A 21328-nucleotide genomic window follows, 5' to 3' on the forward strand; every position below is an offset into this window, starting at 1 on the left:
AGAAAATTATGACTTCCCGCACCGACGTTGCATCCATCATCGATCACACCCTGCTCAAGCCGGAGGCCACCCCGGAACAATTCCGCGCCCTGGTAAATGAGGCAGCCGAGCTGGGCACCTACTCCGTATGCGTTTCCCCCTCCGCCTTGCCCATCGAGGTTCCTGACTCCCTGCACATTGCCACCGTCGTCGGCTTTCCCTCCGGTGCCGTAAAGCCGGAGATCAAGGCCGCTGAGGCAGCCCGCGCGGTTGCCGATGGCGCCGAAGAAGTGGACATGGTCATCAATATCCCGCTAGCCATCGAGGGCCGCGCCGAGGATCTGCAGGCCGAAATCCAGGCCGTGCGCGATGCCATCCCGGGCAAGGTTCTCAAGGTCATCATTGAATCCGCCGCGCTTTCCGACGACGCCATTGTCCTCGCCTGCAAGGCCGCCGCAGCCGCCCAGGCGGACTTTGTTAAGACCTCCACTGGTTTCCACCCGGCCGGCGGTGCCTCCGTGCATGCCGTAAAGCTCATGCGCGCGACCGTAGGCGATAAGTTAGGCGTGAAAGCCTCTGGCGGCATCCGTACCGCACAGGACGCCCTAGCCATGATTGAGACTGGCGCGACCCGCTTGGGCCTGTCCTCCTCCGCCAAGATCCTCGAGGAGCTCTAGGCCATGTCGAACGCCGCCGTAGATTATGACTACGCCCGTACGTGGGCCGAGCACGACCCTGATCCGGACACAGCCCGCCAGGTAAAGGCCTGGATTGAAGAGGGCAACACCGCCGAGCTCGCCTCCGCCTTCGCCGGCCCCCTGGCCTTTGGCACCGCGGGTCTGCGCGCCGCCGTGGGCCCGGGTGAGTCCCGCATGAACCGCGCCGTGGTCATCCGCACCACCTACGGGCTCATCACATGGCTCAAGCAGCAGGTCGATACCCCAGTCGTGGCCATTGGGTGCGATGCCCGTCACGGCTCCGCGCAATTCCAGCGCGATGCGGCTCAGGTCATCTCCGCGGCCGGCGGCCGGGCCCTGGTTCTGCCCGCACAAAACCCCACCCCGCTGACCGCTTTCACGGTACGCAAGCTCAAGGCGGATGCTGGCATCATGGTTACCGCCTCACATAACCCGCCGGCCGATAATGGCTACAAGGTGTACTTGGGCGGCCGCATCGCCACCGGCCCTGCGGAAGGCGTGCAGCTTATCTCACCCGCCGATGCCGAAATCGCGGAAGCCATCGCCGCGGCACCTCATGCCGATGAAATCCCGCTTTCTGCGGCGAATGTCGAGAACGTCGATACCCGCGCCGACTACCTCGACCGCGCGGCACAACTCGTAGGCGAAAGCTCCGATGTCACCATCGCGCTCACGGCCATGCACGGCGTTGGTGCTGCCTTGGGCAAAGAACTTCTCACCCGCTGTGGCTTCCGCGTCTCGCTAGTTCCTGAGCAGACCCAACCGGATCCGGATTTCCCCACCGTCTCCTTCCCCAACCCGGAAGAGCCCGGCGCCCTTGATCTGGGTATCCGCCACGCTGAGGAGATCGGCGCCGATATCCTTATCGCTTATGACCCCGACGCCGACCGCTGCGCCGCCGCCGTACCTACTGCTTCTGGCTCCTGGCGCCAGCTCACCGGCGATGAAACCGGTGCCCTTTTGGGCGACTATCTGGCCCGCCGCGGGGCGACCGGCAATTTTGCCAATTCCCTCGTCTCCTCCCGCCTGCTCGGGCGCATCGCCGCGCACTACGGCCTCGGCCACGAGGAGACGCTGACCGGCTTCAAGTGGATCGCACGAACCCCGGATCTCGCCTTTGGCTACGAGGAAGCCATTGGATTCTGCCCCGATCCCACCGCTGTCCGTGACAAGGACGGCATCGCTACCTCCGTAGTGCTCGCCAGCCTCGCGGCCGAGTGCAAGGCCGCAGGAACCACCCTGCTGGAGCGCTTGGAGGGCATCTATGCCGCCGTTGGGGCCCTGTATACCCAACCGCTGACCTTCCGTGTGGATGACCTCAGCATCATCGCTCAAGCGATGGATAAGGTCGCATCTACCCCGCCCACCGAACTGGCTGGCTCGCCCGTGGCGAAGGTAGAGAAATTCGCCCAAGGATCCAAGTTCTTCACGGACAACGATGACCGCGTCATCGTTCGCCCCTCCGGCACGGAACCGAAGCTCAAGTGCTACCTCGAGTCCCCCGACGCCGACCGCCTCGATGCTATTGCGGCCGACCTGCGCGCCTACTTCGAGATTTAAACCCCTCCCCGCTCCACGCTCTCTAACTGGTCCTTCTGAGATTGCTTAGGGCCAATGAGGGTGCGGACTAGTGGGCTTGCTGCCGCCAGGCCCACCGCCGCAGTACCAACTATCGATTCCGGTGGGTCAAAAAGAACGAGTATCGCCGGTATAAGGATGAGCGCGCCGAAAATGACACCTACGGCCGTAAAGAGCCGTACTTTTGATTCAAATATCGCGTACTCGAAAGATTCTGCTGTAACTTTCCTATCGAGGACAATATCTGCATGAGCGTCCTCCATAATCCGATCGCCTGCGCCCGGCTGAATGTCATTGTGCTGTTTGATTATCTGTGGATGCGGAGTTGGCCCCTGATGCGCCCACACAGCAATTTGGTCGTCAAGGTTAGAAAGTCTATTTACGCCAGGGAGCGCTCCTCCAACTGGTGGGAAATCGCTGCGTTTATTTTCCGGTGCGCCCGATAACTGCGAGTCCGATTGCGCAGATGCGCTTGCTGCGCTGCCTGCGCTACTCGCTGGCTTTGAAATAGGTGAATCTCGTTTACCCCGTCCAGCATCGTTCGGATCTTCTTCATATCCCATATCCTATCGCTAAACCTCATACCTTCATCTCTACAGTGACTTTCTGTGACTGATGGTGTGGCTACCGAGCACGCCTGTTTGTACACAGCACCTTAGGAAGGTGTAGTTTGCTGGTCCTGAAGGCCAAAATGAGAGGAGTTAAAGATTACAGAACCCCGCCATTCATCCTTAACAGTTCTGCTAAAGATTGCAGTTGGTATTTCATCATTGCTCTGCCTCGGCTATTTCATTGGCGGTTTGAATGCGGTATACGTTGCCAAGGCCCTGGCGGGATCGGATTCCACCTCATTGCCGGATATTTCTCGTAGGTTAGGAAATGGATTTTTCTACTTCACGGCCGCTGGGATATTCCTAGCTGTATCCCTCATCGGTGCCTATGCGGTGTTCCACAGGGCTCAAAGCTCCCGCAGACAGGAGCCCTGCCGGTAGCACCCGTCTCACGACTGCAGGTACGACGAAACCCCGCAAGCATCTGCTTGCGGGGTTCATTCTGTGCCAGGTAGAAGATTCGAACTTCTGAAGGCAATGCCGGCGGATTTACAGTCCGCTCCCTTTGGCCGCTCGGGCAACCTGGCATGCACTGTGTGGTGCGAGTAAGTACTTTACTACGAACCACCCACCTACCTACAAATCGCCAGCACATAAGGGGAAAAGACGATAGAGGAGGGCGTCGCCAAGCAGCTAGCCCACGCGGCGCACAGTGTAATCCGCCAATTGGCGCAGGGCCTGGCTGGCCGAATTCTCCGGCAGCACGGCGAGCTGCTCCTCTACCACGCGCAAGTAGGCAGTGATGTCCTCCAGCGCCTTCTGTCGGCCGCCAGATTGGTGCAGGAGCTCAATGGCACGCTCCACCTCGGCGTCGGAATGCAGCGGCCCAGTGAGCAGCTCACGCAGCTTATCGCCCACCTCACCCTCTTCTTCCAAGGCATAGAGAACCGGCAAGGTAAATACGCCCTCACGCAGGTCCGTGCCCGGGGTCTTGCCGGATTCCTTAGGGTCGGAGAAGATGTCGATGACATCGTCCACAATCTGGAAGATCATGCCGATGGCACCACCAATGCGGTGCAGGGCTGCGGCATGCTCGGCCGAGGCACCGGAGTGATAGGCGCCCAAGTAGCCCGCAGAGGCAATGAGCACGGCGGTCTTTTCGCGGATAACCGCCGTATAGTGCTCCACGGCATTAGCCTCGCCCGCGCCGATGGTCTCGCGCATCTGGCCGGTAACCAGCTCTTCAAAGGTATCGGCAAAGTGGCCTACGGTGTGGGTATCCAGCTCGCTCATCAGGCGGGAGGCATGCGCCAAGAGCGCATCGCCGGCGAGGATGGCCACGGAATTATTCCACCGCGAATTCGCGGATTCCACGCCCCTACGGCGGTCTGCCTCATCCATGACATCGTCATGATAAAGAGTGGCCACGTGCACCATCTCCACGACGGTGGCGGCCTTAACAACCTCTTCGCAGCCCGGACGCGAACCATACTCGGAGGCCAATAGCGCCATCATAGGGCGAAAGCGCTTGCCACCGGCCTTGGACAGGTGGCTGACCTTATCCTTTAAGAAGTCCTGGCCGCGGTCGATTTCACTGCGCAGCTTGTCTTCTACTGCTTCCATGCCCGCACCAATGCGCTCGTTGAGCTGCGGATCACCAAGATCCACGTGCGTGGCATGCGATTGACCGTGAGTCATTAAATAGTGTTCCTTGCAACTAAAAGCCAGAGATAATCGATTACCTACCGTAGTCCAATCCGCGCCCCTAAACACACTCGAGGGGGCGAACTCATGCAATGATAGTCCTCATGTCGGAGCAGATCGATTCCCAAACCTATGTCGAGGTCGCCATCATTGGCGCTGGACCTGCCGGAGCCGCCGCCGCGATTCACGCCGCACGCGCGGGCTTTGACACTCTCCTTATTGATTCCGCGACGTTTCCCCGCGATAAAACCTGCGGTGACGGTCTCACACCGCGCGCGATGCATCAGCTCGACGAGCTGGGCCTTAAGGTCAACGCCTCCTACCGCAATCGCGGCCTGAAGCTGCACGGATACGGCGGCGATATTACCGCGCCGTGGCCGAAGACCTACCCTTCCCAGGTGGGTACGGCCCTGCCACGCTATCGCTTTGATGCCCTGCTTGTCGACGCCGCCGTAGACGCCGGCGCCACCCTTATCACCGGCACCCCCGCTACCGATCCCATGCTCGAAGGAAACCGCGTGACGTCTTTCCGCGTGGGCGAAGCCACCGTACACGCCACGTGGGTCATTGTGGCCGATGGCGTGCGCTCTACCTTTGGCAAGAAACTTGGCCGCACCTGGCACCGCGAGGAAGTCTATGGAATCGCCGCACGCTCCTATGCTTCTTCCACGCATGCCGATGAGCCCTGGATGCACTCCCACGTGGAGCTTAAAGACGAAGACGGCGAGGTGCAGCCGGGCTACGGGTGGATCTTCCCGCTCGGCCTTGAGCTCGGCCAGGTCAACATCGGCCTTGGCGCGCTCTCGACCGCGCAGCGCCCCGCCAAGATCAACACCAAGAAGCTGCTCGAGTTCTACGCCGCCCAGCAGCGCCCCGAGTGGGGACTAGGAGAGATTGAACACGTCACCTCTGCTCTACTGCCCATGGGCGGCGCGGTATCCAACGTGGCCGGTGCCAATTGGATGCTCATCGGCGATGCCGCCGCCTGCATCAACCCCCTCAACGGCGAAGGCATCGATTATGGCTTGGAGACTGCCGCGCTTGCCGTGGATCTACTCGGCCCAAAGGATTTCACCCTCGCCTGGCCAGCCGTCCTGCGCGAACACTACGGCGAATCCTTCCTCCTCGCCCGCACGGCCGCGCGCCTTTTGACCTACCCGCAGTTCCTCCCGATTGCCGGTCCGCTGGCCCTGCGCGGGCCCATCGGCCGCATGCTCATGCCGGCCGCCGCACGCCTTATGGGCAATCTCATCACTGACGACGACCGCGACCTCATCGCGCGCACCTGGCGCGCTGCTGGCCGCACCGTATCGTCTCTCCGCCGCGATACTCCCCTGTGGGATTCCACCGCGGCTTAGTCCCCGTCCCCCTCATGTCTCTAGGCGCGGGCCCAGGCCCGCACCTAGGCGGGCTTGACCGCCGAGTGCAGCGCCACGATGCCAAAGGTAAGGTTCTGCCAACCAGCCTCGGCCCAGCCATTGCGATTGATAGCCGCCGCGAGCTCCTCTTGCCCCGGCCATGCACGAATGGACTCCGCGAGGTAGATATAGGCATCCGGATTAGAAGAAACCACGCGCGCCACCGGCGGCAACAGGCGCATTAAGTATTCCTTGTACACGGTGCCAAAAATCGGCACCACCGGGGTGGAAAATTCCGCCACCGCTAGACGCCCGCCCGGCTTGGTCACGCGCGCCATTTCACGCAGCCCGAGCTCAAAGTCGTGGATATTGCGCAGTCCATAAGAGATGGTCACCGCATCAAAAGTATTATCCGCAAACGGCAGCTTCATGCCATCGCCGGCCACCTTGGGTACGTCACGCTCACGGCCAGCGGCCAACATCCCGCGGGAGAAATCGCACGCCACGCACCACGCACCGGACTTGGACAATTCCACGGTGGATACGGCGGTGCCGGCCGCAAGATCGAGGACCTTCTCCCCCGGCTGTAGGTTTAGTCGCTCGCGGGTGCGCTTGCGCCAGTGCGCGTCCTGCCCGAAGGACAAGACGGTATTAGTGAGGTCGTACTTCTCGCCCACGGCGTCAAACATGCGCGCCACATCGAAGGGCTTTTTATCCAGATCTGCCTTAGACACAAATGATCAGTTTAGGCCACGCGGGCGCCGAGGGCACGAGCCGCCCACCGCGGCAGCTCCGGGCGCTGCCCCAAAATGGTCAGGGGCACTCGGCGGGTATCCTCCAGCACCTCTTCGTAATAGCCCACGAGCTGCTCGCACAGCGCCTTCCACGTCTTGGAAGAAATGGACTCGCGGGCATTATCGCGCATCTCCTGATGGATCTCTGGGTTGAGCAGCGCATCCACCGCATTGGGGAGGTCTTCCACAAAGGTCTTCACGTCCAACAAAAGCCCGTTATAGCCCTCCTCAATGAGGTCTACCGGACCACCGGCACGCGGCCCAATGGTAGGCACGCCGGAGGCCTGCGCCTCCTGAATGGACTGGCAGAAGGTCTCAAACTCACCGGCGTGGACAAAAACATCCAAAGAGGCATAGGCCGCGGCAAGTTCTTCGCCAGACAGAGCGCCAGTAAACACGGCCCCAGGAAGCTGGGCTTCCAATAATGGCCGCTCCGGCCCATCGCCCACGATGACCAGCTGGATATCTTCGCGTCCATTGAGCGCCGATAACCGGTGCACCCCCTTTTCCGCAGCCAAACGCCCAACGAAGCCGACGATATTCTTCGTGCCGCTCGGCTCCCAGCTGCGGCGCAGCTCAACAGAGCGCTTGGATGGGTGGAAAAGCTCCGCATTCACGCCGCGTCCCCAATGGCGCACGTTTTTAATGTGGTGTTTTTCCAGATCCCGGATGGTCAGCGAGGACGGTGCCAGGGTCATCTGGCAGGAGTTGTGGATGGTGCGCAGCCACTCCCATACGCCATAGGCCAGCGCGGAAGCATGGTATTTGGTGGCGAATCCGGCGACGTCGGTCTGGTACAGCGCTACGGCCGGCACGCGTTGCTGACGGGCGGAGAAGGCACCTGCCGCGCCGAGTACGAAGGGGCTGGCTAGGTGGATGATATCCGGCTTGAAATCACGCAGCGCCTCATCCACCGCCGTTGTAGGAACTCCCACCGGAAGCGAATCCACCAGCGGCACGCGCACGGTGGGCACGCGGTAGATGGGGAATCCGAGGTAGTCCGGAATTTCCTCTTGGCCTTCGCGGGCGCCCGGCGCGATAACAATGGCCTCCTGCCCCGTCTCGTGCAGATGCTCCAAAACGCGCAGCACTGAGTTGGTCACACCATTGACATTGGGAAGGAAGGATTCAGCCACGATCGCAACACGCATGCCACCATAATGACCTATTTTCTTAAGTTAATGGTGAAGCTAGCGGAAAATCTTGGTTAATTATTTCTCCGCACGGCGGGTAAAGAAGCTAATCAGCTTCCACAAAGCGGCCGCAATAAGTGTAGCCACCACCCCTACCGAAGCCGCTGGGATGATAGCCAGCGTCCACTTACGGCCTTCGACCTTGACTAAATCAGGGTCATCGAGGGCGTATTGCACCCACACCTGCTGCCCCTCCCCCAGGCCGCTGGGATATAGCAGCCCGTGCTTCGGGATATGGTAAATCCCCTCACTGTCTTGGAAATCCACCGTGGTGCGCAGCATTCCCACGTCTTTGACTGTAGCCAGAGCACGCGCGGGATGGGCGGCGATGGCGTGATCATTAAGCGCCGGTCCGATGACCATGCCTACCACGCCCACAAGTGCGGCCAGATACAACGCCAGCGTCAGCTGGTGCAGGCGACGACGATAGACCGCAGCCGTATAGCGCGGCACCACGGCTGCGTGCGGTTTATGCTGCGGCGAAGCCACTTACTGGCCCACCTTTGCGGTCAGCTTCTCAGTGAGCGCCCGACGCGTGGCACGGGTGGTCTTTGCTTCCACGATGGTGATACCGGTGGAGTATTCCTTAAGTTCCGCCAGCGTATCCAGCAGCTCCTGCGGAGTAGTGACCTCGCGGTAGTCTGCCTCATAGGCTTCTGCCAGCTTGCCGACGTCCACCCCATGCGGCGTCCCAAACGCCGGCTCAAACGATGCGCGCAGCGCATCGGCCCCCTGCTCAAGGGTTTCGAAGATGCCGCCACCATTGTCATTGGCTACGACGATGGTGAGGTTTTCCGGACGCGGTTGGTCTTCTGGGATGAGCAGGCTATTCGCATCATGCAAGAAGGTGACATCGCCCATCAGCGCCATAACGCGTGGGGCACGCCAATTGGTGGGATCCAGCGATTGCGTGGCCAAGGAAATGCCGATGGCCTGGGCAATGGTTCCGTCAATACCGGCCGCCCCGCGCGGCGAGTACGTATCGACACCGTCGAAGGGCAGGCCCACTAATGCGGCATCGCGCACTGGGTTCGAGGCGCCAAGGACCAGGGTGTCGTTGACGGAGAGCGTATCGCCCACCGCGGCCGCCACGTGCAGCCCCGTAAATCCCAGTTCTTCGTCCTCAAGAGTCTCGCGCACGGCTTGTCCCGCCATGTCGGTAGCACCCTCGCAAATCTTCATCCACTCGCGGCTCGGTTCCCCGGTGACCTTGACGGTGGTGCCAAGGCGTGCGTCCTCACCGCGCTGATTGGTGAAGTCCTTGGTGCGCGAGAGCACCACCAGATCAATATCCGGATCATTCATCAGCGCCAAAACGCTGCGGTGCAGAGTCGGGTGCCCGACGACGATGACCTGTTCCACCTTGGTATTGACCACATAATCATTCGCAGAGACCTGCGCCTTGCGGAAGATATGCGCCGCCGCCGGATGTACCGGATGGTACGGGCCTGGCGCGCTTGGCTCTGCGATGGTTGGCACGTCTTGGAGGCCTTCTACCTCCCAGGCCTCGTCCCCCGCAATGACCAGTGTGTTCTTGCTCAAGTCCACGGCTACTTCGCCGTGATCCACAAAGGCCGGTGCTGGCTCGAGCACGCCATCGCCGGAGGTGCGGGCGGGCAAGGCGGCGTCGACAAGCGGGGCATCAAAGGCCACATTGATGTGTACTTGCAGGTCTGCGCGGAAGCGCTGGGACATCGCCTCCAGATCAGCTGCGCTGGTGACCTGGGTGGTCTCCGCATAGACGCCGAAGATGCCCTGTTGCTCGATGGTTTGGGAGGCACCCGTGCCTACCAGGCGCTCTGGCCGGTCGGCGCTAATGATAGCCAATGGCGTATGAGAATAGTGTGCCTCCACCACGGCCGGCAGGGTATTGGCCACGGCAGTTCCTGAGGTCATTACCACGCCCACGTGGCGGCGCTGCACCCGCGCCATGCCCAGGGCGGTAAACGCTCCCCCGCGCTCATCGAGGCGGGTGTGAACGCGGATATCATCACGTGCTAAAAGCGCCAACGACAGCGGCGCGTTGCGCGAACCAGGGCACAAGACGACATCCGTGAGGTGGCGCGCCAGCTGGGCGGCTACCTTCTCAGCCAACTGCATCGATTCATTCATGCCGCCCGATTTTACCTGCCCGCGCGCCATTTCCCTTACCGGGCAGGTGCTTGGCACTTAGTTCTGAGTGCCCTGCTGGTCGGCCGGCTCCCCGCCGCCGCCCAAGAGATCATTGAGGAGGCCCTCTACGTCCACGTCGCCGCCCCTATCCAACTGGTCTTGCAGATCTGATGGCAGTTCGGTCGGAATATCGGAGGGCAGCTCTTTTTGGAAATCCGGCAGCTTCGGTAGCTTATTGGAATTTTCATCCTGCGTATCCGGCTCATTTGTCTGCGTCACGGTAGTGGGAACCTGCGTGGTCAGTGTCTCCGTCACCGGCTCTGGTTCCGGCTTATCTGCCTCGTCCGCGGCATTGCGCCACAGGAAAAACAGCACAGCCGCGGCAAGCACTGCCAGCACCGCAATAGCCGCAAAGACGCCGACCATAGCGCCGCCTCCGCCGCCCTTCTTCTTGCGCTTTTCCGGCTGGTCCGGATCATAGTTCGACGGCACCGGTTCGTACTCGGGCTGCTGCGCGTATTGCTGGCCATATGCCTGCCCGGCCGGCTGCTGATAGTTCTGGCCGTAGCTTTGCTGCTGACCGTAGCCCTGCTGATAGCCAGCGGCCGCATCAAATTGACGAGTCTCATTCTGCGTCTGCTGCTCGCCTGGGAAGTACTGCTTGGGGTGCTCGCGGCGCGCTTGGTCGCGGCTGGGGCCTGCGGCATTATCGGGCACGCGGCCAATCTGGCGCGTGGCATCATCCGCCGGGCTGGACCAGCTGCGGGTTTCATTATTATCGCCATGAGGGCCTTTAGTAGTCATACCCTCTACCTCTACCCCATTTTGCTGTGAGATCCCAGAGAGGTCTCCCACAGCTAACGGGTAGCTAAGGCTCGCCGCTTAATGCGCTCGGCGTGCACTCAAGGCGCGGCCCGTGGCGGTATCCTCTGCGGCAACCTGCGCCGGGGTGGCATCCGCGATGATGCGGCCGCCATCTTCGCCAGCGCCCGGGCCCATCTCAATGATGCGGTCCGCATTCGCCATGACCGAAAGATCATGCTCGACGACGATCACCGTATGTCCAGCATCCGCCAGCTTATGCAGCTCGGTATTGAGCAGGTCGATATCGGCTGGGTGCAGGCCCGTGGTGGGCTCATCGAGCAGGTAGACCGTGTGGCCGCGGCGAGAATTGCGCGAGCGCTGCAGTTCCGTGGCGAGCTTGATGCGCTGGGCTTCGCCGCCGGACAGCTCCGGTGCACCTTGACCCAAGCGGAGATAACCCAGGCCGACGGCCTGCAGTGTGGCGATGGCACGGTAAATCTTTTCCTCTTCGGCGAATACCTCTGCGGCTTCGTCGACGGTGAGCTCCAAAATGTCCGCGATGGTGCGGCCCTGCCAGGTCACCTCAAGAGTCTCGTCGTTGAAGCGGGCGCCGCCACACTCCGGGCAGGTGGTGTACGAGCCCGGTAAGAAGACCAGCTCCACTTCGATCTTGCCCGCACCGCCACAGGTGGGACACTGGCCTTGCTTTACGTTGTAAGAAAAACGCGAGACCGTCCACTTGCGCTGCTTGGCCTCGTCGGTGGAGGCGAAGAGCTTGCGGACATTATCGAAAAGGCCGGTATAGGTTGCCAGCGTGGAGCGCGGGGTGCGGCCGATGGGCTTTTGGGTAATCTGCACGACGCGCTTGACTCGGTCAAAGCCTTCCGTGCTCTCTACCGACCAGCCCTTCTCCTCGGTCTCTTCTTCATCGGAGACGGCCGTAGCGGATTGGCGCAGCAGGCCGGCAAGTACCGTACTGACCAGAGTGGACTTACCGGAACCGGATACTCCAGCGACCGCCGTGAATTGGCCGAGACCAAAATCTACATCGAGGTTGTCGATGCTGCGGGCTTTGATGCCGCGAAGGGTGAGGTGGGAAGAGGGGGTACGGGGGTCGTCGGCAAGCGCGAGCGTGCGATTAGCCAAGGCACGGGCGGTGGGGGTGTCCGCGTCGTAGTCCGCGACTGGACCCGAATAAACGACGTTACCGCCGCGCTCGCCGGCCAGCGGGCCGACGTCAACGAGCCAGTCCGCCTGCGCGACCAAATCCATGTCATGCTCTACCAAGAGCACAGAATTGCCGGCCGCGATGAAGCGGCGGCACATTTCCATCACGGCATCGCGCTCATCTGGGTGCAGGCCGGCCGAGGGCTCATCGAGCACATAGGCCACGCCAAAGAGACCGGAGCGCAGCTGCGCCGCCAGTCGGATACGCTGCATCTCGCCGCCAGATAGGCTCTGCGTTGGCCGATCCAGGCTTAGATGCGCCAGGCCGAGCTCGAGCGCCGAGGTCAAGGCAGGAAGAATCTGTTTGAGCAATAAGTCCTCGGCCGAATTCTCCTCCGGATTCTGCTTGCTGAGCACCGCGTGGACCCTATCGAGCGGCAGCGCGCCCAGCTCATCAATGGGCATGCCCGCATAAGTCACCTTCAGCGCGGCTGGGTTGAGACGGCGGCCTCCGCAGGTTTCGCACTCGCGCGATTCCATATAGGCCAGGGTGCGCTTGCGCAGGGTATCCGATTGGGTCTCTGCCAGCGTCTTCTTCAGGTAGCTGGCCACCGAACGCCACGTGCCCTCATAATTGCGCTGAATCTGGTCCTTGCCGCGCAGGGGCTTGACCGTGACTACTGGGCGCTCCTCGGTAAAGAGAATCCAGTCGCGGTCTTTCTGTGGCAGCTCTTGCCAGGGCGAATCCAGGTCATAGCCTAGGTTCATCAGGATGTCGTGGAAATTCTTGCCGGCCCAGGCGCCCGGCCAGGCTTGGATGGCGCCTTCCTCGATGGAAAGGGTGGGATCCGGGACCATCGAGTCCTCGGTCGGCTCATGCACCACACCCGTGCCGTGGCACTGCGGGCACATTCCCTCAGGCGTATTGGGCGAGAAGGAATCGGAGTATAGGCCCTCCGGGTTATCCCCAGCGCGCGAATAGAGCAGGCGCACGCTATTGGAGAGTGCGGAGACTGTGCCGACCGTGGAGCGCGCCCCGCCGCCGGAGGTCGATTGCTGCAGCGCGACCGTCGGCGGCAGGCCCTCTACCTGGCTGACCTGCGGGTCGACGGCCGAGCTAATGAGGCGGCGTGCGAAGGGGGCTACCGATTCAAGGTAGCGACGCTGGCCTTCGCCGTGAATCGTGCCGAAAGCAAGCGAAGACTTGCCAGAGCCGGACACCCCAGTGACAGCGACGAGTTTGCCACGGGGCATATCGACGTCGACGTTGCGCAGGTTGTGCAGGTGGGCATCGCGGACCTTGATAGTAGACATGTCCCCTAGCGTACGCACAGGTGGCGGGCTGGGCAGCGACCTCTATCTTGGCTTTCCGCCGCTGATCGCGCACCGATCGCGATTTTCGTCCATCTAAACCAGGGATTTCGTCGACGGTTTAAGCGGTTTGTATGGACGAAAGTCGTGATCCCAGCAGTTCCGCGGAACCGAATCCTCAGCGCAGCAGTCTAAAAGGCTATGTACACACGAAAAGACCTGTTCGAAAAAGGAATGACTCAATATCGAATTGAAAAGGAGGTGGCAGAGGGCAGACTCCTCCGGCTTAGGCGCAATTGTTACGTCCCGGCGGAGGCAGAGGCGAAAGATAAGCTCAACGCGGTGGCACAGCTTTATCCGGACGCGGTGTTTTCAGGGACAGCGGCTCTCGCGGCCTATGGCTTATGCGAAGTACGCCTGCCGGCGGTGATCCGGGTGGATAATAATAGCCGGATGCGGGCGGATGATCTGGTGCATATGGTGAGGTCGCGACCAGTGCCGGCGAATCGAGTGAGGGGCGTAAAGATGGCGTTGCCGGCGCAGGCGGTAGCAGATGCCCTAAGCTTTGAGCGCTGCAGCGAGTGGCTGCTGAAGGATGCACTGGCGCAGGCGTATCGCGGGCTCAACGGAAGGGGGAGATTCTCGGCCGATCTAGAGCGAGTGAGCAGCAAGAAAAGGGATGCGGTGCGCGAATTGGCGGAGCGGGCGCCGGTGGGGACGGCGTCGAAGTGGGAGCAGCGGATTTACCACGAAATGCGGCGGGTGGGGCTCAAGCCGGTGCCGAATTTCCGTCTAGGGCCGTATACCTGGGATTTGGGCTTCGAAGCGGGAACTACGGTGGTGGATTTGGACTCGCTTTATTATCACGCGCCGGAAGATAATCACCGGGAATTTCTCATCGGGACGTGGAAGACCAATCATGCGGTGCAGCATGGGTGGGCGCCGTTGAAATTTACTGATGAATGCACCGACTACCACCTCAAGCTGGTGGTGGAGACGGTGCAAGAAACGGTGGCGCATCGACGCAGCGTGCGCGGGCTAAAGAGCAGTCCGCCAAAGGTGCGGCGGGCGCTGGCGACTCCGGCGTGGCGGTTCCACCAAAGCTTGCTCTAGAGCCTAGTCAGACAGGTGCGGCCAGCAGGCGCGCAGGCGGTCGAACCACCAATCGCGGCGGTCGGCGGGGGCGGCAAGGGCGGTCAGGCGGTCTGGGTCGGGGGCGAGGATATCGGCGGGAAGGTGGCCATCGACAAGCGGGCGCGGCGCGGTGACGTCTTCTGCAAAGAGGGAGCCGGTGGCAAGTCCAGCGGCGGCCGGGGTGACGTCAATGTCTTCATCGTCGTAGATGCGCGGGAGGGCGGCGACGGCCGCCAGTCCCATATTGATACCGATGGAGGTGTCGAGCGCGGAGGCCACCGTGATGTCCATATGGCGTTGACGCAAGTGCTGGGCCACCTCGAGGACGCGGCGCACGCCACCGAGTGGGGCGGGCTTAACCACGGCGACGTCCGCTGCCTGCAGCTCGGCGACACGATAGGGGTCGGCGACCTTACGAATGGATTCATCGGCGGCCACGCGTACGAAGAGACCCGCGCGCATGAGACGGCCGCGCACCTGGGCGAGCTCCTCAGTGGTAGCGCATGGCTGTTCCATATAATCCAGCGGCATCATCATCTGCGCAGCCTGGACTGCTTCCTCCACGGTCCAGCCGCCATTGGCGTCCACGCGCAGGATAGGGATTTCGCCGCGTTGGGTGATGGTGTCGCGGACGGCGCGGACGCGAGCGGCGTCGTCGGCAAGCGTGTGGCCCTTTTCTGCCACCTTGATTTTGAAGGTGCGGCAGCCAGGGTAGCGCTCCACTACGGCCGGGACCTCGCTGGCAGGCACGGCCGGGATGGTGGCGTTGACCTCGATGGAATCGCGCACCGGCTCCGGGAAGCCCTCGTAGGCGGCCTCGAGCCCCGCGCGCAACCACGCGGCGGACTCGGCCGATCCGTACTCCAGGAAGGGTGCGAACTCGCCCCAGCCGGCCGGGCCATCGATGAGGAGGGCCTCCCTGGTGGTGATGCCGCGGAAACGCACAGCAAGCGGGAGGGAGACTACGTGGGCGCGGTCGAGGACGTCATCGATATGCATGGCTTTCATGGTAGCGCTCTCAGACCATTGACCCTTCCCCCACTCTGCGCTACTTTGGGAACCTATACCAATAAAGGAGGAATTATGCTGCTAGCTGAGGCATTGGCGGAACGCGCCCAGGCGCAGGAGCGCCTCAATAGCCTGCACGAGCGGCTGCTCGCCGTGGTTCGCGTGCAGGAGGGCGATACCCCGGAAGAGGATCCGCAGGAGCTGCTGCGCGAGCTCGATGGCGTGACCGGGCGCATCGATGAGCTGGTGCAGGCCATTAATGCGACGAATATCGCCACCGCCTTCGATGAGAAGATGAACCTGATGGAAGCCCTCGCGCTTCGCGACGGCCTCTTGCGCAAGCGCCGCATCTACCATGACTTGGCGCAGCGTGCGGGCGCGCGCTCGGATCGTTATTCCCGCAACGAGATTAAGTTTGTCTCTACCATCCCGGTGGCGGACATGCGCAAGCGTGTCGACGATCTATCTAAGCAGTACCGCGAGCTCGATACCCGCATCCAGCAGCTGAACTGGAATACCGAACTGAAAAACGGATAGTCATGTCGCGCGCTACTTAAAGCGCGCGATGGTAGCCCACACGCCTGCAGCGAGCAGGCCCCCACCCTGGAGGGGAAAATCCTGGGACTCAGGCCCCCTTTAGCGCTTTAAGGGGCGGGGAGTTCGAGTCTCCCCATGGCATGGAGTACCGCGCTGGTATGGCGTACACGGGTATTGTGCGGGGCAAAACCTCGCAGTATCGCGTATTGATTATTACCGGCCTGCTGGGCAGCGCGTGTGGGTGAGGGTTGGGAATGGGGACTATTCTTCTTTTGCCACTAAGCTGGCCGTTATGAGCGAGCAGAAAAAATACAGCACCGATAATCCGTTCCGGCCGGAACTATGGCATTCCGTAGAAGGGTTTGAAGACCTCACGGATATCACCTATCACCGGCTCAACGGCGAGGGCCGCAAGAACGGCATCGTGCGCATTGCCTTCGACCGCCCGGAGGTGCGCAATGCGTTTCGCCCGCATACCGTAGACGAGCTCTACCGCGCACTAGATCACGCCCGCCGTACGCCGGATGTGGGCACGATTTTGCTCACCGGCAATGGCCCTTCCGAAAAGGATGGCGGCTGGGCGTTTTGTTCCGGCGGCGACCAGCGCATTCGCGGCCGCTCCGGCTACCGCTACGCCACCGAGCACGCCCACGATGACGCCACCGCGGATGAATCCACCGTGGACACCGCCCGCGAAAAGGTCGAAGGCGGCCGCTTGCATATCCTCGAGGTCCAGCGCCTTATCCGCACCATGCCCAAGGTGGTTATCGCCGTGGTCAATGGTTGGGCGGCCGGCGGCGGGCACTCGCTGCACGTGGTTTGCGATATGACGGTCGCCTCCCGCCAGGAGGCGCGCTTCAAGCAGACGGATGCGGACGTGGGGTCCTTCGACGCCGGCTATGGCTCGGCGTACCTGGCCAAGATGGTGGGCCAGAAATTCGCCCGCGAGATCTTCTTCTTGGGCCGCACCTATGATGCGCAGCGGATGTATGAGATGGGCGCGGTCAATGAGGTCGCGGACCACGCCGAGCTTGAAGACGCCGCAATCCAGATGGGCCGCGAAATCAACGGCAAGTCCCCAACAGCCCAGCGCATGCTGAAGTTCGCTTTCAACCTGACCGATGACGGCCTCATGGGCCAGCAGGTCTTCGCCGGCGAGGCGACCCGCCTGGCGTACATGACCGACGAGGCCGTCGAGGGCAAAGAAGCATTCCTCGAAAAGCGCGACCCGCAGTGGGAGCAGTTCCCGTATTACTACTAGCCAGGAGTTAGCACGATGTGGATTTTCGCCATCGGCTTGGCCACACTTGCACTGGCGGGCGTCATCGTCTCGCGAGTGTGGATGCTCAAGCGTATCAAGGATGCGCAGGACAGCGGGGAGCGTCCCTTCGATCAGGAGGACACCCCGCGCAATCCATACATGTAGCGGAGTAAATGGCGTGGGACGCCCTCGGACCGGAGTGAGACATCTCAAGCAATTGTGGACATGCCCATAGTTAATACTTAAAGTGTCGAACATGAAACTCTGCAACTCATTCGTCATGCTCGCAGCACGCGTCGCCCTGGGCGTAATTCTCATCGCCCAGGGCTGGCAAAAGTTCTCCGAATGGACCGTCGCCGTCGCGGGCCTGATGCTCGCCGCCGGCCCCGGCATACGCTCCCTGGATCAGCTCCCCTTCAGCAAAAAGGCAAAAGTAGCCAAATAAGGCCACCGCTTCCTAGCCTCTCACTTCACTCATTGAAGTGAGAGGCATTTTTAAATTTTGGCAGCTTAAGGAAGAGATAGGACCACCTAAGTTCATTACGTTGAACAATCTAGTTCAAGGGTGCTAGTGTTTGTTGAGTTCACTTCTCCTAATACAAAGGAAGTTCATTATGAGCTCAAATCACAGCACCCCACGCCGGCCCCTACAGCGCATTCTCGCAGGCACCTGCGCCCTCGCACTCGGCTCCAGCCTCGCCGCTTGCAGCGCCTCGAAGGAATCCATCGACGCTGCAAAGCCGAAGGACGGCGACACCGTCAAGGCCGTGGCCACGACTACCCAGATCTGCGACTACCTCACCCAGGTAGCCGCCGGCGGCCTCAAGCTCCACAAGGTCGACTCCCAGGGTGCGGAGACCAACTCCGGCGAGGGCCCAGTGACCCTCGACCTCACCTGTTTGCTCGCCCCCAACGCCAGCGCCCACGAGCACGAGATGACCCCACAGCAGATGCAGGCGCTCTCCCAGGCCGACTACATGTTCGTCAACGGAGTCGACCTCGAGCACTTCCTCGACCAAGCCGTGGACTCCTCCGGCTTCCACGGCGTCATGGCCGTGACCTCGGGCGTCAAGAGCGAAGGTATGGGCGATGGCAACGGCAAGTACACCATCGACGAGGGCATCGAGCACGTGAGCCCGCGCCCGTGGCCTTTCCCGGGGGAGGACGGCGAGGCCCCAGAATTCAAGTACGACCCGCACGTGTGGACCTCCCCGAAGCAGGCCAAGATTCAGGTCGACAACATCGTCAACACGTTGTCCCAGGCCTCCCCGCAGGCCAAGGACGCCTTCACCGCCGCCGGCAAGAAGTACACCGACCAGTTGGAGGACCTCGACAAGTGGGCCAGCGATTCCATGTCCGCAGTTCCTGAGCAAGACCGCGTGCTCTTCTCTTCCCACGACGCCTTCGGCTACTTCTCAAACGCATACGGCGTGAAGTTCATCGGCTCCGCACTGTCTGACTTCAACAACCAGCAGGACGCCACCTCGCGCCACATCGACGAGCAGGCAAAGCAGATCCGCGAGTCCGGTGCCAAGGCCATCTTTGCGGAGAATTCCAACAGCTCGAAGTCCATCGAGGCCATCGCCCGCGCCGCAGGCGTCAAGGCGGTTACATCCGACGACGCTTTGTACGGCGACTCGCTAGGTGTGCCAGGCAGTGAGGGCGAGACCTACATCGGATCCATCGTCCACAACATCAACACCCTGGTCAGCGCCTGGGACTCCGAACAGCAACCGTTGCCGGAATCGCTGCAGGCATTCGACGTCGCCAAGCGCAAGTAGCTCTATATGTCTTCCCCATTAATCACTCTGCGCAATGCCACCTGCGGCTATGGCGCCCGGGATATCCTCACCGACGTTGATCTTGAGATCCGCGCGAGCGAGGCCGTGGCGCTCCTGGGGGCCAACGGCGCGGGCAAGTCTACGCTGCTCAAGGCAATCACTGGCCTGGCTGCCTTGCGCGGCATGGCCACCATCGACGCCTCGCTCGGCTACGTCCCGCAGTACCAAGACTCCGACCTGAGTTTTCCCGTCACGGCTTACAAGGTCGTGGAAATGGGCCTTTTGCCATCAGTGAGCTGGTGGCATAGGTGCACGAGCATGCGTAGCTATCGCGGCCATGTACTCAATGCCCTGCGACAAGTGGGGATGGAGCACCTCGCTGAGACGCGGTTTGGCCAGCTCTCGGGAGGGCAGCGCCAGCGCGTGCTCATCGCGCGCGCGTTGGTTTCGGCCCCGGAGCTGGTGCTTCTCGACGAACCCTTCAACGGGCTTGATCAAGAAAGCCGCCGAATCCTGATTCAGATCATTGCGGATCTCAAGGAAGCAGGAATCGCCCTGCTCGTCTCCACTCACGACCCCATCTTGGCGCAGCACACCTGCGACTGGGCGGCGTTTGTGCTCGACGGCAAGGTCCACACCATGGGAACCGAGGAAGCAGTGGAAACCTATATGGAGCAAGGTGCGCGACTGTAATGGAGCAGATTCTCTTCGCCCCGTACCTGCGCAATGCCTTCCTCTTCCTGCTGTGCCTATCGATTGTGGGGGCTGTCATTAGCGTCCTCGTTAATCTCCGCCGCATGGAATTTACGGTGGAAGCCCTCGTGCACTCGGTTTTTCCAGGCATCGTGGTAGGGCTCATCGTGGGCGGCATCCCGGGCATCGTGCCGGGTGCGGCCGCGGTGGCCACGGTGACGGTGCTGGTGCTGGCTTCTCTGGGTTCTGGGCGGCGCCAGTCAGCGCGGAAGCTGGATATAGAAGCCGGAACGGCCGTGGTGCTGACCTTCATGTACGGCATCGGCGTGGTCATCAGTTTGGCCTATGGCGACAAGTCCGGGCAGCTGGAGGCGCTCATGTTTGGCCGGCTTCTCGACGTCACGCAGTCCAGGCTGGCAACCTCCGTCACGCTCTGCGTGATTGCGGCACTGCTCATCCTGACAACCTGGCGCATGCAGATTCTCGTCGCTTTCGATACAGCAGCGGCCCGCGCCATGGGCGTCAACGTGGCGGCTTATGAGCTCATTGCGAATGTCGCGGTTGGCCTAATCGTGGTGGCGGCTAGCTCGGCAGTGGGTGTGTTGCTGGTTATCGGTTTTATTGTCATTCCAGGCCTCTCGGCGCGCTTGATCGCAGGATCCCCGCGCAGCATGTGCTTCTGGGCTGCGGGCTTGTCCACGCTGGCAGTGGTGGTGGGATTTGCCATCATGCTGTCCCAAACCGCGCACCAGATTTCGCCGCAGGCAATCGTCAGCTTGATGCTGGTTGTCACCGTGCCGCTAGCGGGCTTGAAGGGGGTATTTAGCTAATGGGACTGTCTCATCTTGATCCAGAGATCCTGCGGATGCCCCTCCTTGAGGCCATTGCTGTGGGATGTTTATCTGGCTTGGTTGGAACCTTGATGGTCATGGGCAAGCGCGTCTTTTTCGCCGAGAGCCTGTCGCACGGAATCTTCCCCGGCGCGGTGCTCGGCGTAGTGGTGGCCAACCTTCTGAGCTTGGATCTCTCCACGGGTTTGATGGTGGGCGCGGCACTGTTCTGCCTACCTTTGGCCTGGCTTATGCGGTGGTTGAGTACCGTCGAGGGCATTTCTTCGACCGCTGCCGCCGGCGTGACGCTCACCCTGGGATTTTCCCTGGGCATCTTGTTGCTGCGCTGGTTCCAACCGCTACCTATCCACGTGGATAGCTTTCTCGTGGGCTCGCTGACCACTGTCAATGCGCAGGATGTCTGGTTTGTCAGCGCCCTGGTGGTGGTCAGCCTTGGCGTGCTGGTAGCATTTCGCCGGACGTTGGTCTCCTTCTACTTCGACCAGACGTCCTTCCGCGCACAAGGTGGAAATCCCGGCTGCTATGACTTGCTTACCCTCACGCTTATCAGCGTGACCATGGTGGTGGTGATTCCCGCGGTGGGCACTATCTTGTCCCTGGCGCTGCTGGTAGCCCCGGCGGCGGCGTTGCAGCCGTGGATCAAGCGCCCGACCCAGCTCATGCTCGGTGCCGGTATCGCGGGCATTGCGCTGGCATGCGGCGGGCTCTGGCTGGCGGCCGCACTCAGTTTGTCGGCGGGCGGCTGCATCGCGGTGCTGGCGGGTGTGTTCTATTTGCTCAGCATGGGGCTGCGGGCCTTGCTCTAAACGCCCGG

Annotated in this window: 21 protein-coding genes and 1 tRNA gene; 12 read left to right on the forward strand and 10 right to left on the reverse strand. The window is 61.6% G+C overall.

Annotated elements, in window-relative coordinates:
* Positions 1 to 8 precede the first annotated feature (8 nt).
* Positions 9 to 656 carry a deoxyribose-phosphate aldolase gene (gene deoC / locus I6I12_RS11140; RefSeq protein WP_200288291.1) on the forward strand — a complete coding sequence of 216 codons (648 nt, stop codon included), beginning with the start codon at positions 9 to 11 and terminating at the stop codon, positions 654 to 656.
* 3 nt (positions 657 to 659) lie between these two features.
* Positions 660 to 2237: a phospho-sugar mutase gene (locus I6I12_RS11145; protein WP_200288292.1), complete on the forward strand. Its 1578-nt coding sequence runs from the start codon at positions 660 to 662 to the stop codon at positions 2235 to 2237.
* Here I6I12_RS11145 and I6I12_RS11150 read toward each other — a convergent pair.
* The 3 genes from I6I12_RS11150 to I6I12_RS11160 form a co-directional block, all read right to left on the reverse strand.
* Positions 2234 to 2818, reverse strand: coding sequence for a DUF2335 domain-containing protein (locus I6I12_RS11150; protein ID WP_200288293.1), 585 nt, complete (start codon positions 2816 to 2818; stop codon positions 2234 to 2236). The two genes, I6I12_RS11145 and I6I12_RS11150, sit on opposite strands and share 4 nt — an antisense overlap.
* 493 nt (positions 2819 to 3311) lie before the next feature.
* Positions 3312 to 3393: transfer RNA gene (locus tag I6I12_RS11155), tRNA-Tyr, on the reverse strand.
* Between the two features lie 106 nt (positions 3394 to 3499).
* Positions 3500 to 4504 carry a polyprenyl synthetase family protein gene (locus tag I6I12_RS11160; protein ID WP_023020514.1) on the reverse strand — a complete coding sequence of 335 codons (1005 nt, stop codon included), beginning with the start codon at positions 4502 to 4504 and terminating at the stop codon, positions 3500 to 3502.
* Positions 4505 to 4602: 98 nt separating this feature from the next.
* Between I6I12_RS11160 and I6I12_RS11165 the strand changes: the two genes are divergently transcribed.
* Positions 4603 to 5868, forward strand: coding sequence for a geranylgeranyl reductase family protein (locus I6I12_RS11165; protein ID WP_200288294.1), 1266 nt, complete (start codon positions 4603 to 4605; stop codon positions 5866 to 5868).
* A 44-nt stretch (positions 5869 to 5912) separates the two neighbouring features.
* Here the strand turns inward: I6I12_RS11165 and I6I12_RS11170 are convergent, their stop codons facing one another.
* The 6 genes from I6I12_RS11170 to I6I12_RS11195 all read right to left on the reverse strand — a co-directional run bounded on the left by I6I12_RS11170 (position 5913) and on the right by I6I12_RS11195 (position 13252).
* Positions 5913 to 6602, reverse strand: coding sequence for a demethylmenaquinone methyltransferase (locus I6I12_RS11170; protein WP_023020512.1), 690 nt, complete (start codon positions 6600 to 6602; stop codon positions 5913 to 5915).
* An 11-nt stretch (positions 6603 to 6613) separates the two neighbouring features.
* The gene (locus I6I12_RS11175) at positions 6614 to 7813 is read right to left on the reverse strand and encodes a glycosyltransferase family 4 protein (RefSeq protein WP_200288295.1); all 1200 of its coding nucleotides are present in this window, start codon (positions 7811 to 7813) and stop codon (positions 6614 to 6616) included.
* A 60-nt stretch (positions 7814 to 7873) separates the two neighbouring features.
* Complete coding sequence (locus tag I6I12_RS11180) at positions 7874 to 8344, reverse strand: DUF3592 domain-containing protein (protein WP_086588900.1); 471 nt, start codon at positions 8342 to 8344, stop codon at positions 7874 to 7876.
* Positions 8345 to 9967 carry a 2-succinyl-5-enolpyruvyl-6-hydroxy-3-cyclohexene-1-carboxylic-acid synthase gene (gene menD, locus I6I12_RS11185; protein WP_200288296.1) on the reverse strand — a complete coding sequence of 541 codons (1623 nt, stop codon included), beginning with the start codon at positions 9965 to 9967 and terminating at the stop codon, positions 8345 to 8347. It lies immediately after the preceding gene.
* Between the two features lie 57 nt (positions 9968 to 10024).
* The gene (locus tag I6I12_RS11190; RefSeq protein ID WP_200288297.1) at positions 10025 to 10771 is read right to left on the reverse strand and encodes a hypothetical protein; all 747 of its coding nucleotides are present in this window, start codon (positions 10769 to 10771) and stop codon (positions 10025 to 10027) included.
* A 78-nt stretch (positions 10772 to 10849) separates the two neighbouring features.
* A complete protein-coding gene (locus tag I6I12_RS11195) occupies positions 10850 to 13252 on the reverse strand; it encodes an ATP-binding cassette domain-containing protein (protein WP_200288298.1) in 2403 nt (800 codons plus the stop codon).
* A gap of 198 nt (positions 13253 to 13450) precedes the next feature.
* Here I6I12_RS11195 and I6I12_RS11200 point away from each other — a divergent pair, with 198 nt between their 5' ends.
* Complete coding sequence (locus I6I12_RS11200) at positions 13451 to 14362, forward strand: hypothetical protein (protein WP_200288299.1); 912 nt, start codon at positions 13451 to 13453, stop codon at positions 14360 to 14362.
* Between the two features lie 3 nt (positions 14363 to 14365).
* Here the strand turns inward: I6I12_RS11200 and I6I12_RS11205 are convergent, their stop codons facing one another.
* The gene (locus I6I12_RS11205) at positions 14366 to 15391 is read right to left on the reverse strand and encodes an o-succinylbenzoate synthase (protein ID WP_432417959.1); all 1026 of its coding nucleotides are present in this window, start codon (positions 15389 to 15391) and stop codon (positions 14366 to 14368) included.
* A gap of 75 nt (positions 15392 to 15466) precedes the next feature.
* Between I6I12_RS11205 and I6I12_RS11210 the strand changes: the two genes are divergently transcribed.
* The 8 genes from I6I12_RS11210 to I6I12_RS11245 all read left to right on the forward strand — a co-directional run bounded on the left by I6I12_RS11210 (position 15467) and on the right by I6I12_RS11245 (position 21320).
* On the forward strand, positions 15467 to 15928 hold the full coding sequence (locus I6I12_RS11210) for a DIP1984 family protein (RefSeq protein ID WP_200288301.1): 462 nt from the start codon (positions 15467 to 15469) through the stop codon (positions 15926 to 15928).
* Between the two features lie 292 nt (positions 15929 to 16220).
* Positions 16221 to 17189 (forward strand): 1,4-dihydroxy-2-naphthoyl-CoA synthase, encoded by a 969-nt coding sequence (locus I6I12_RS11215; RefSeq protein WP_200288302.1) that lies wholly within the window; start codon positions 16221 to 16223, stop codon positions 17187 to 17189.
* A gap of 15 nt (positions 17190 to 17204) precedes the next feature.
* On the forward strand, positions 17205 to 17354 hold the full coding sequence (locus tag I6I12_RS11220; protein ID WP_005322953.1) for a hypothetical protein: 150 nt from the start codon (positions 17205 to 17207) through the stop codon (positions 17352 to 17354).
* 91 nt (positions 17355 to 17445) lie between these two features.
* Entirely contained in the window at positions 17446 to 17634 is a 189-nt protein-coding gene (locus tag I6I12_RS11225) for a hypothetical protein (RefSeq protein WP_005322954.1), read from the forward strand.
* A gap of 169 nt (positions 17635 to 17803) precedes the next feature.
* A complete protein-coding gene (locus I6I12_RS11230) occupies positions 17804 to 18970 on the forward strand; it encodes a metal ABC transporter substrate-binding protein (protein ID WP_200288303.1) in 1167 nt (388 codons plus the stop codon).
* Between the two features lie 6 nt (positions 18971 to 18976).
* Positions 18977 to 19663: a metal ABC transporter ATP-binding protein gene (locus tag I6I12_RS11235; protein WP_005322958.1), complete on the forward strand. Its 687-nt coding sequence runs from the start codon at positions 18977 to 18979 to the stop codon at positions 19661 to 19663.
* Complete coding sequence (locus I6I12_RS11240; RefSeq protein ID WP_049377866.1) at positions 19663 to 20493, forward strand: metal ABC transporter permease; 831 nt, start codon at positions 19663 to 19665, stop codon at positions 20491 to 20493. The genes I6I12_RS11235 and I6I12_RS11240 overlap by 1 nt, the downstream gene beginning before the upstream one ends.
* Entirely contained in the window at positions 20493 to 21320 is an 828-nt protein-coding gene (locus I6I12_RS11245) for a metal ABC transporter permease (protein ID WP_005322960.1), read from the forward strand. Before I6I12_RS11240 ends, I6I12_RS11245 begins: the two co-directional genes overlap by 1 nt.
* Positions 21321 to 21328: the final 8 nt, after the last annotated feature.

It is taken from the genome of Corynebacterium kefirresidentii, assembly GCF_016599755.1.
GTDB classification, from domain to species: Bacteria; Actinomycetota; Actinomycetes; order Mycobacteriales; family Mycobacteriaceae; genus Corynebacterium; species Corynebacterium kefirresidentii.

What these genes read in the sequence shown, in the direction of transcription:
- deoC (WP_200288291.1), top strand. Translation starts at nt 9, where the DNA reads ATGACTTCCCGCACCGACGTTGCATCCATCATCGATCACACCCTGCTC.
- I6I12_RS11150 (WP_200288293.1), bottom strand. Translation starts at nt 2,818, where the DNA reads ATGGGATATGAAGAAGATCCGAACGATGCTGGACGGGGTAAACGAGAT.
- I6I12_RS11145 (WP_200288292.1), top strand. Translation starts at nt 660, where the DNA reads ATGTCGAACGCCGCCGTAGATTATGACTACGCCCGTACGTGGGCCGAG.
- I6I12_RS11165 (WP_200288294.1), top strand. Translation starts at nt 4,603, where the DNA reads ATGATAGTCCTCATGTCGGAGCAGATCGATTCCCAAACCTATGTCGAG.
- I6I12_RS11205 (WP_432417959.1), bottom strand. Translation starts at nt 15,391, where the DNA reads ATGAAAGCCATGCATATCGATGACGTCCTCGACCGCGCCCACGTAGTC.
- menD (WP_200288296.1), bottom strand. Translation starts at nt 9,967, where the DNA reads ATGAATGAATCGATGCAGTTGGCTGAGAAGGTAGCCGCCCAGCTGGCG.
- I6I12_RS11245 (WP_005322960.1), top strand. Translation starts at nt 20,493, where the DNA reads ATGGGACTGTCTCATCTTGATCCAGAGATCCTGCGGATGCCCCTCCTT.
- I6I12_RS11210 (WP_200288301.1), top strand. Translation starts at nt 15,467, where the DNA reads ATGCTGCTAGCTGAGGCATTGGCGGAACGCGCCCAGGCGCAGGAGCGC.
- I6I12_RS11175 (WP_200288295.1), bottom strand. Translation starts at nt 7,813, where the DNA reads ATGCGTGTTGCGATCGTGGCTGAATCCTTCCTTCCCAATGTCAATGGT.
- I6I12_RS11220 (WP_005322953.1), top strand. Translation starts at nt 17,205, where the DNA reads ATGTGGATTTTCGCCATCGGCTTGGCCACACTTGCACTGGCGGGCGTC.
- I6I12_RS11215 (WP_200288302.1), top strand. Translation starts at nt 16,221, where the DNA reads ATGAGCGAGCAGAAAAAATACAGCACCGATAATCCGTTCCGGCCGGAA.
- I6I12_RS11195 (WP_200288298.1), bottom strand. Translation starts at nt 13,252, where the DNA reads ATGTCTACTATCAAGGTCCGCGATGCCCACCTGCACAACCTGCGCAAC.
- I6I12_RS11200 (WP_200288299.1), top strand. Translation starts at nt 13,451, where the DNA reads ATGTACACACGAAAAGACCTGTTCGAAAAAGGAATGACTCAATATCGA.
- I6I12_RS11225 (WP_005322954.1), top strand. Translation starts at nt 17,446, where the DNA reads ATGAAACTCTGCAACTCATTCGTCATGCTCGCAGCACGCGTCGCCCTG.
- I6I12_RS11235 (WP_005322958.1), top strand. Translation starts at nt 18,977, where the DNA reads ATGTCTTCCCCATTAATCACTCTGCGCAATGCCACCTGCGGCTATGGC.
- I6I12_RS11160 (WP_023020514.1), bottom strand. Translation starts at nt 4,504, where the DNA reads ATGACTCACGGTCAATCGCATGCCACGCACGTGGATCTTGGTGATCCG.
- I6I12_RS11190 (WP_200288297.1), bottom strand. Translation starts at nt 10,771, where the DNA reads ATGACTACTAAAGGCCCTCATGGCGATAATAATGAAACCCGCAGCTGG.
- I6I12_RS11230 (WP_200288303.1), top strand. Translation starts at nt 17,804, where the DNA reads ATGAGCTCAAATCACAGCACCCCACGCCGGCCCCTACAGCGCATTCTC.
- I6I12_RS11240 (WP_049377866.1), top strand. Translation starts at nt 19,663, where the DNA reads ATGGAGCAGATTCTCTTCGCCCCGTACCTGCGCAATGCCTTCCTCTTC.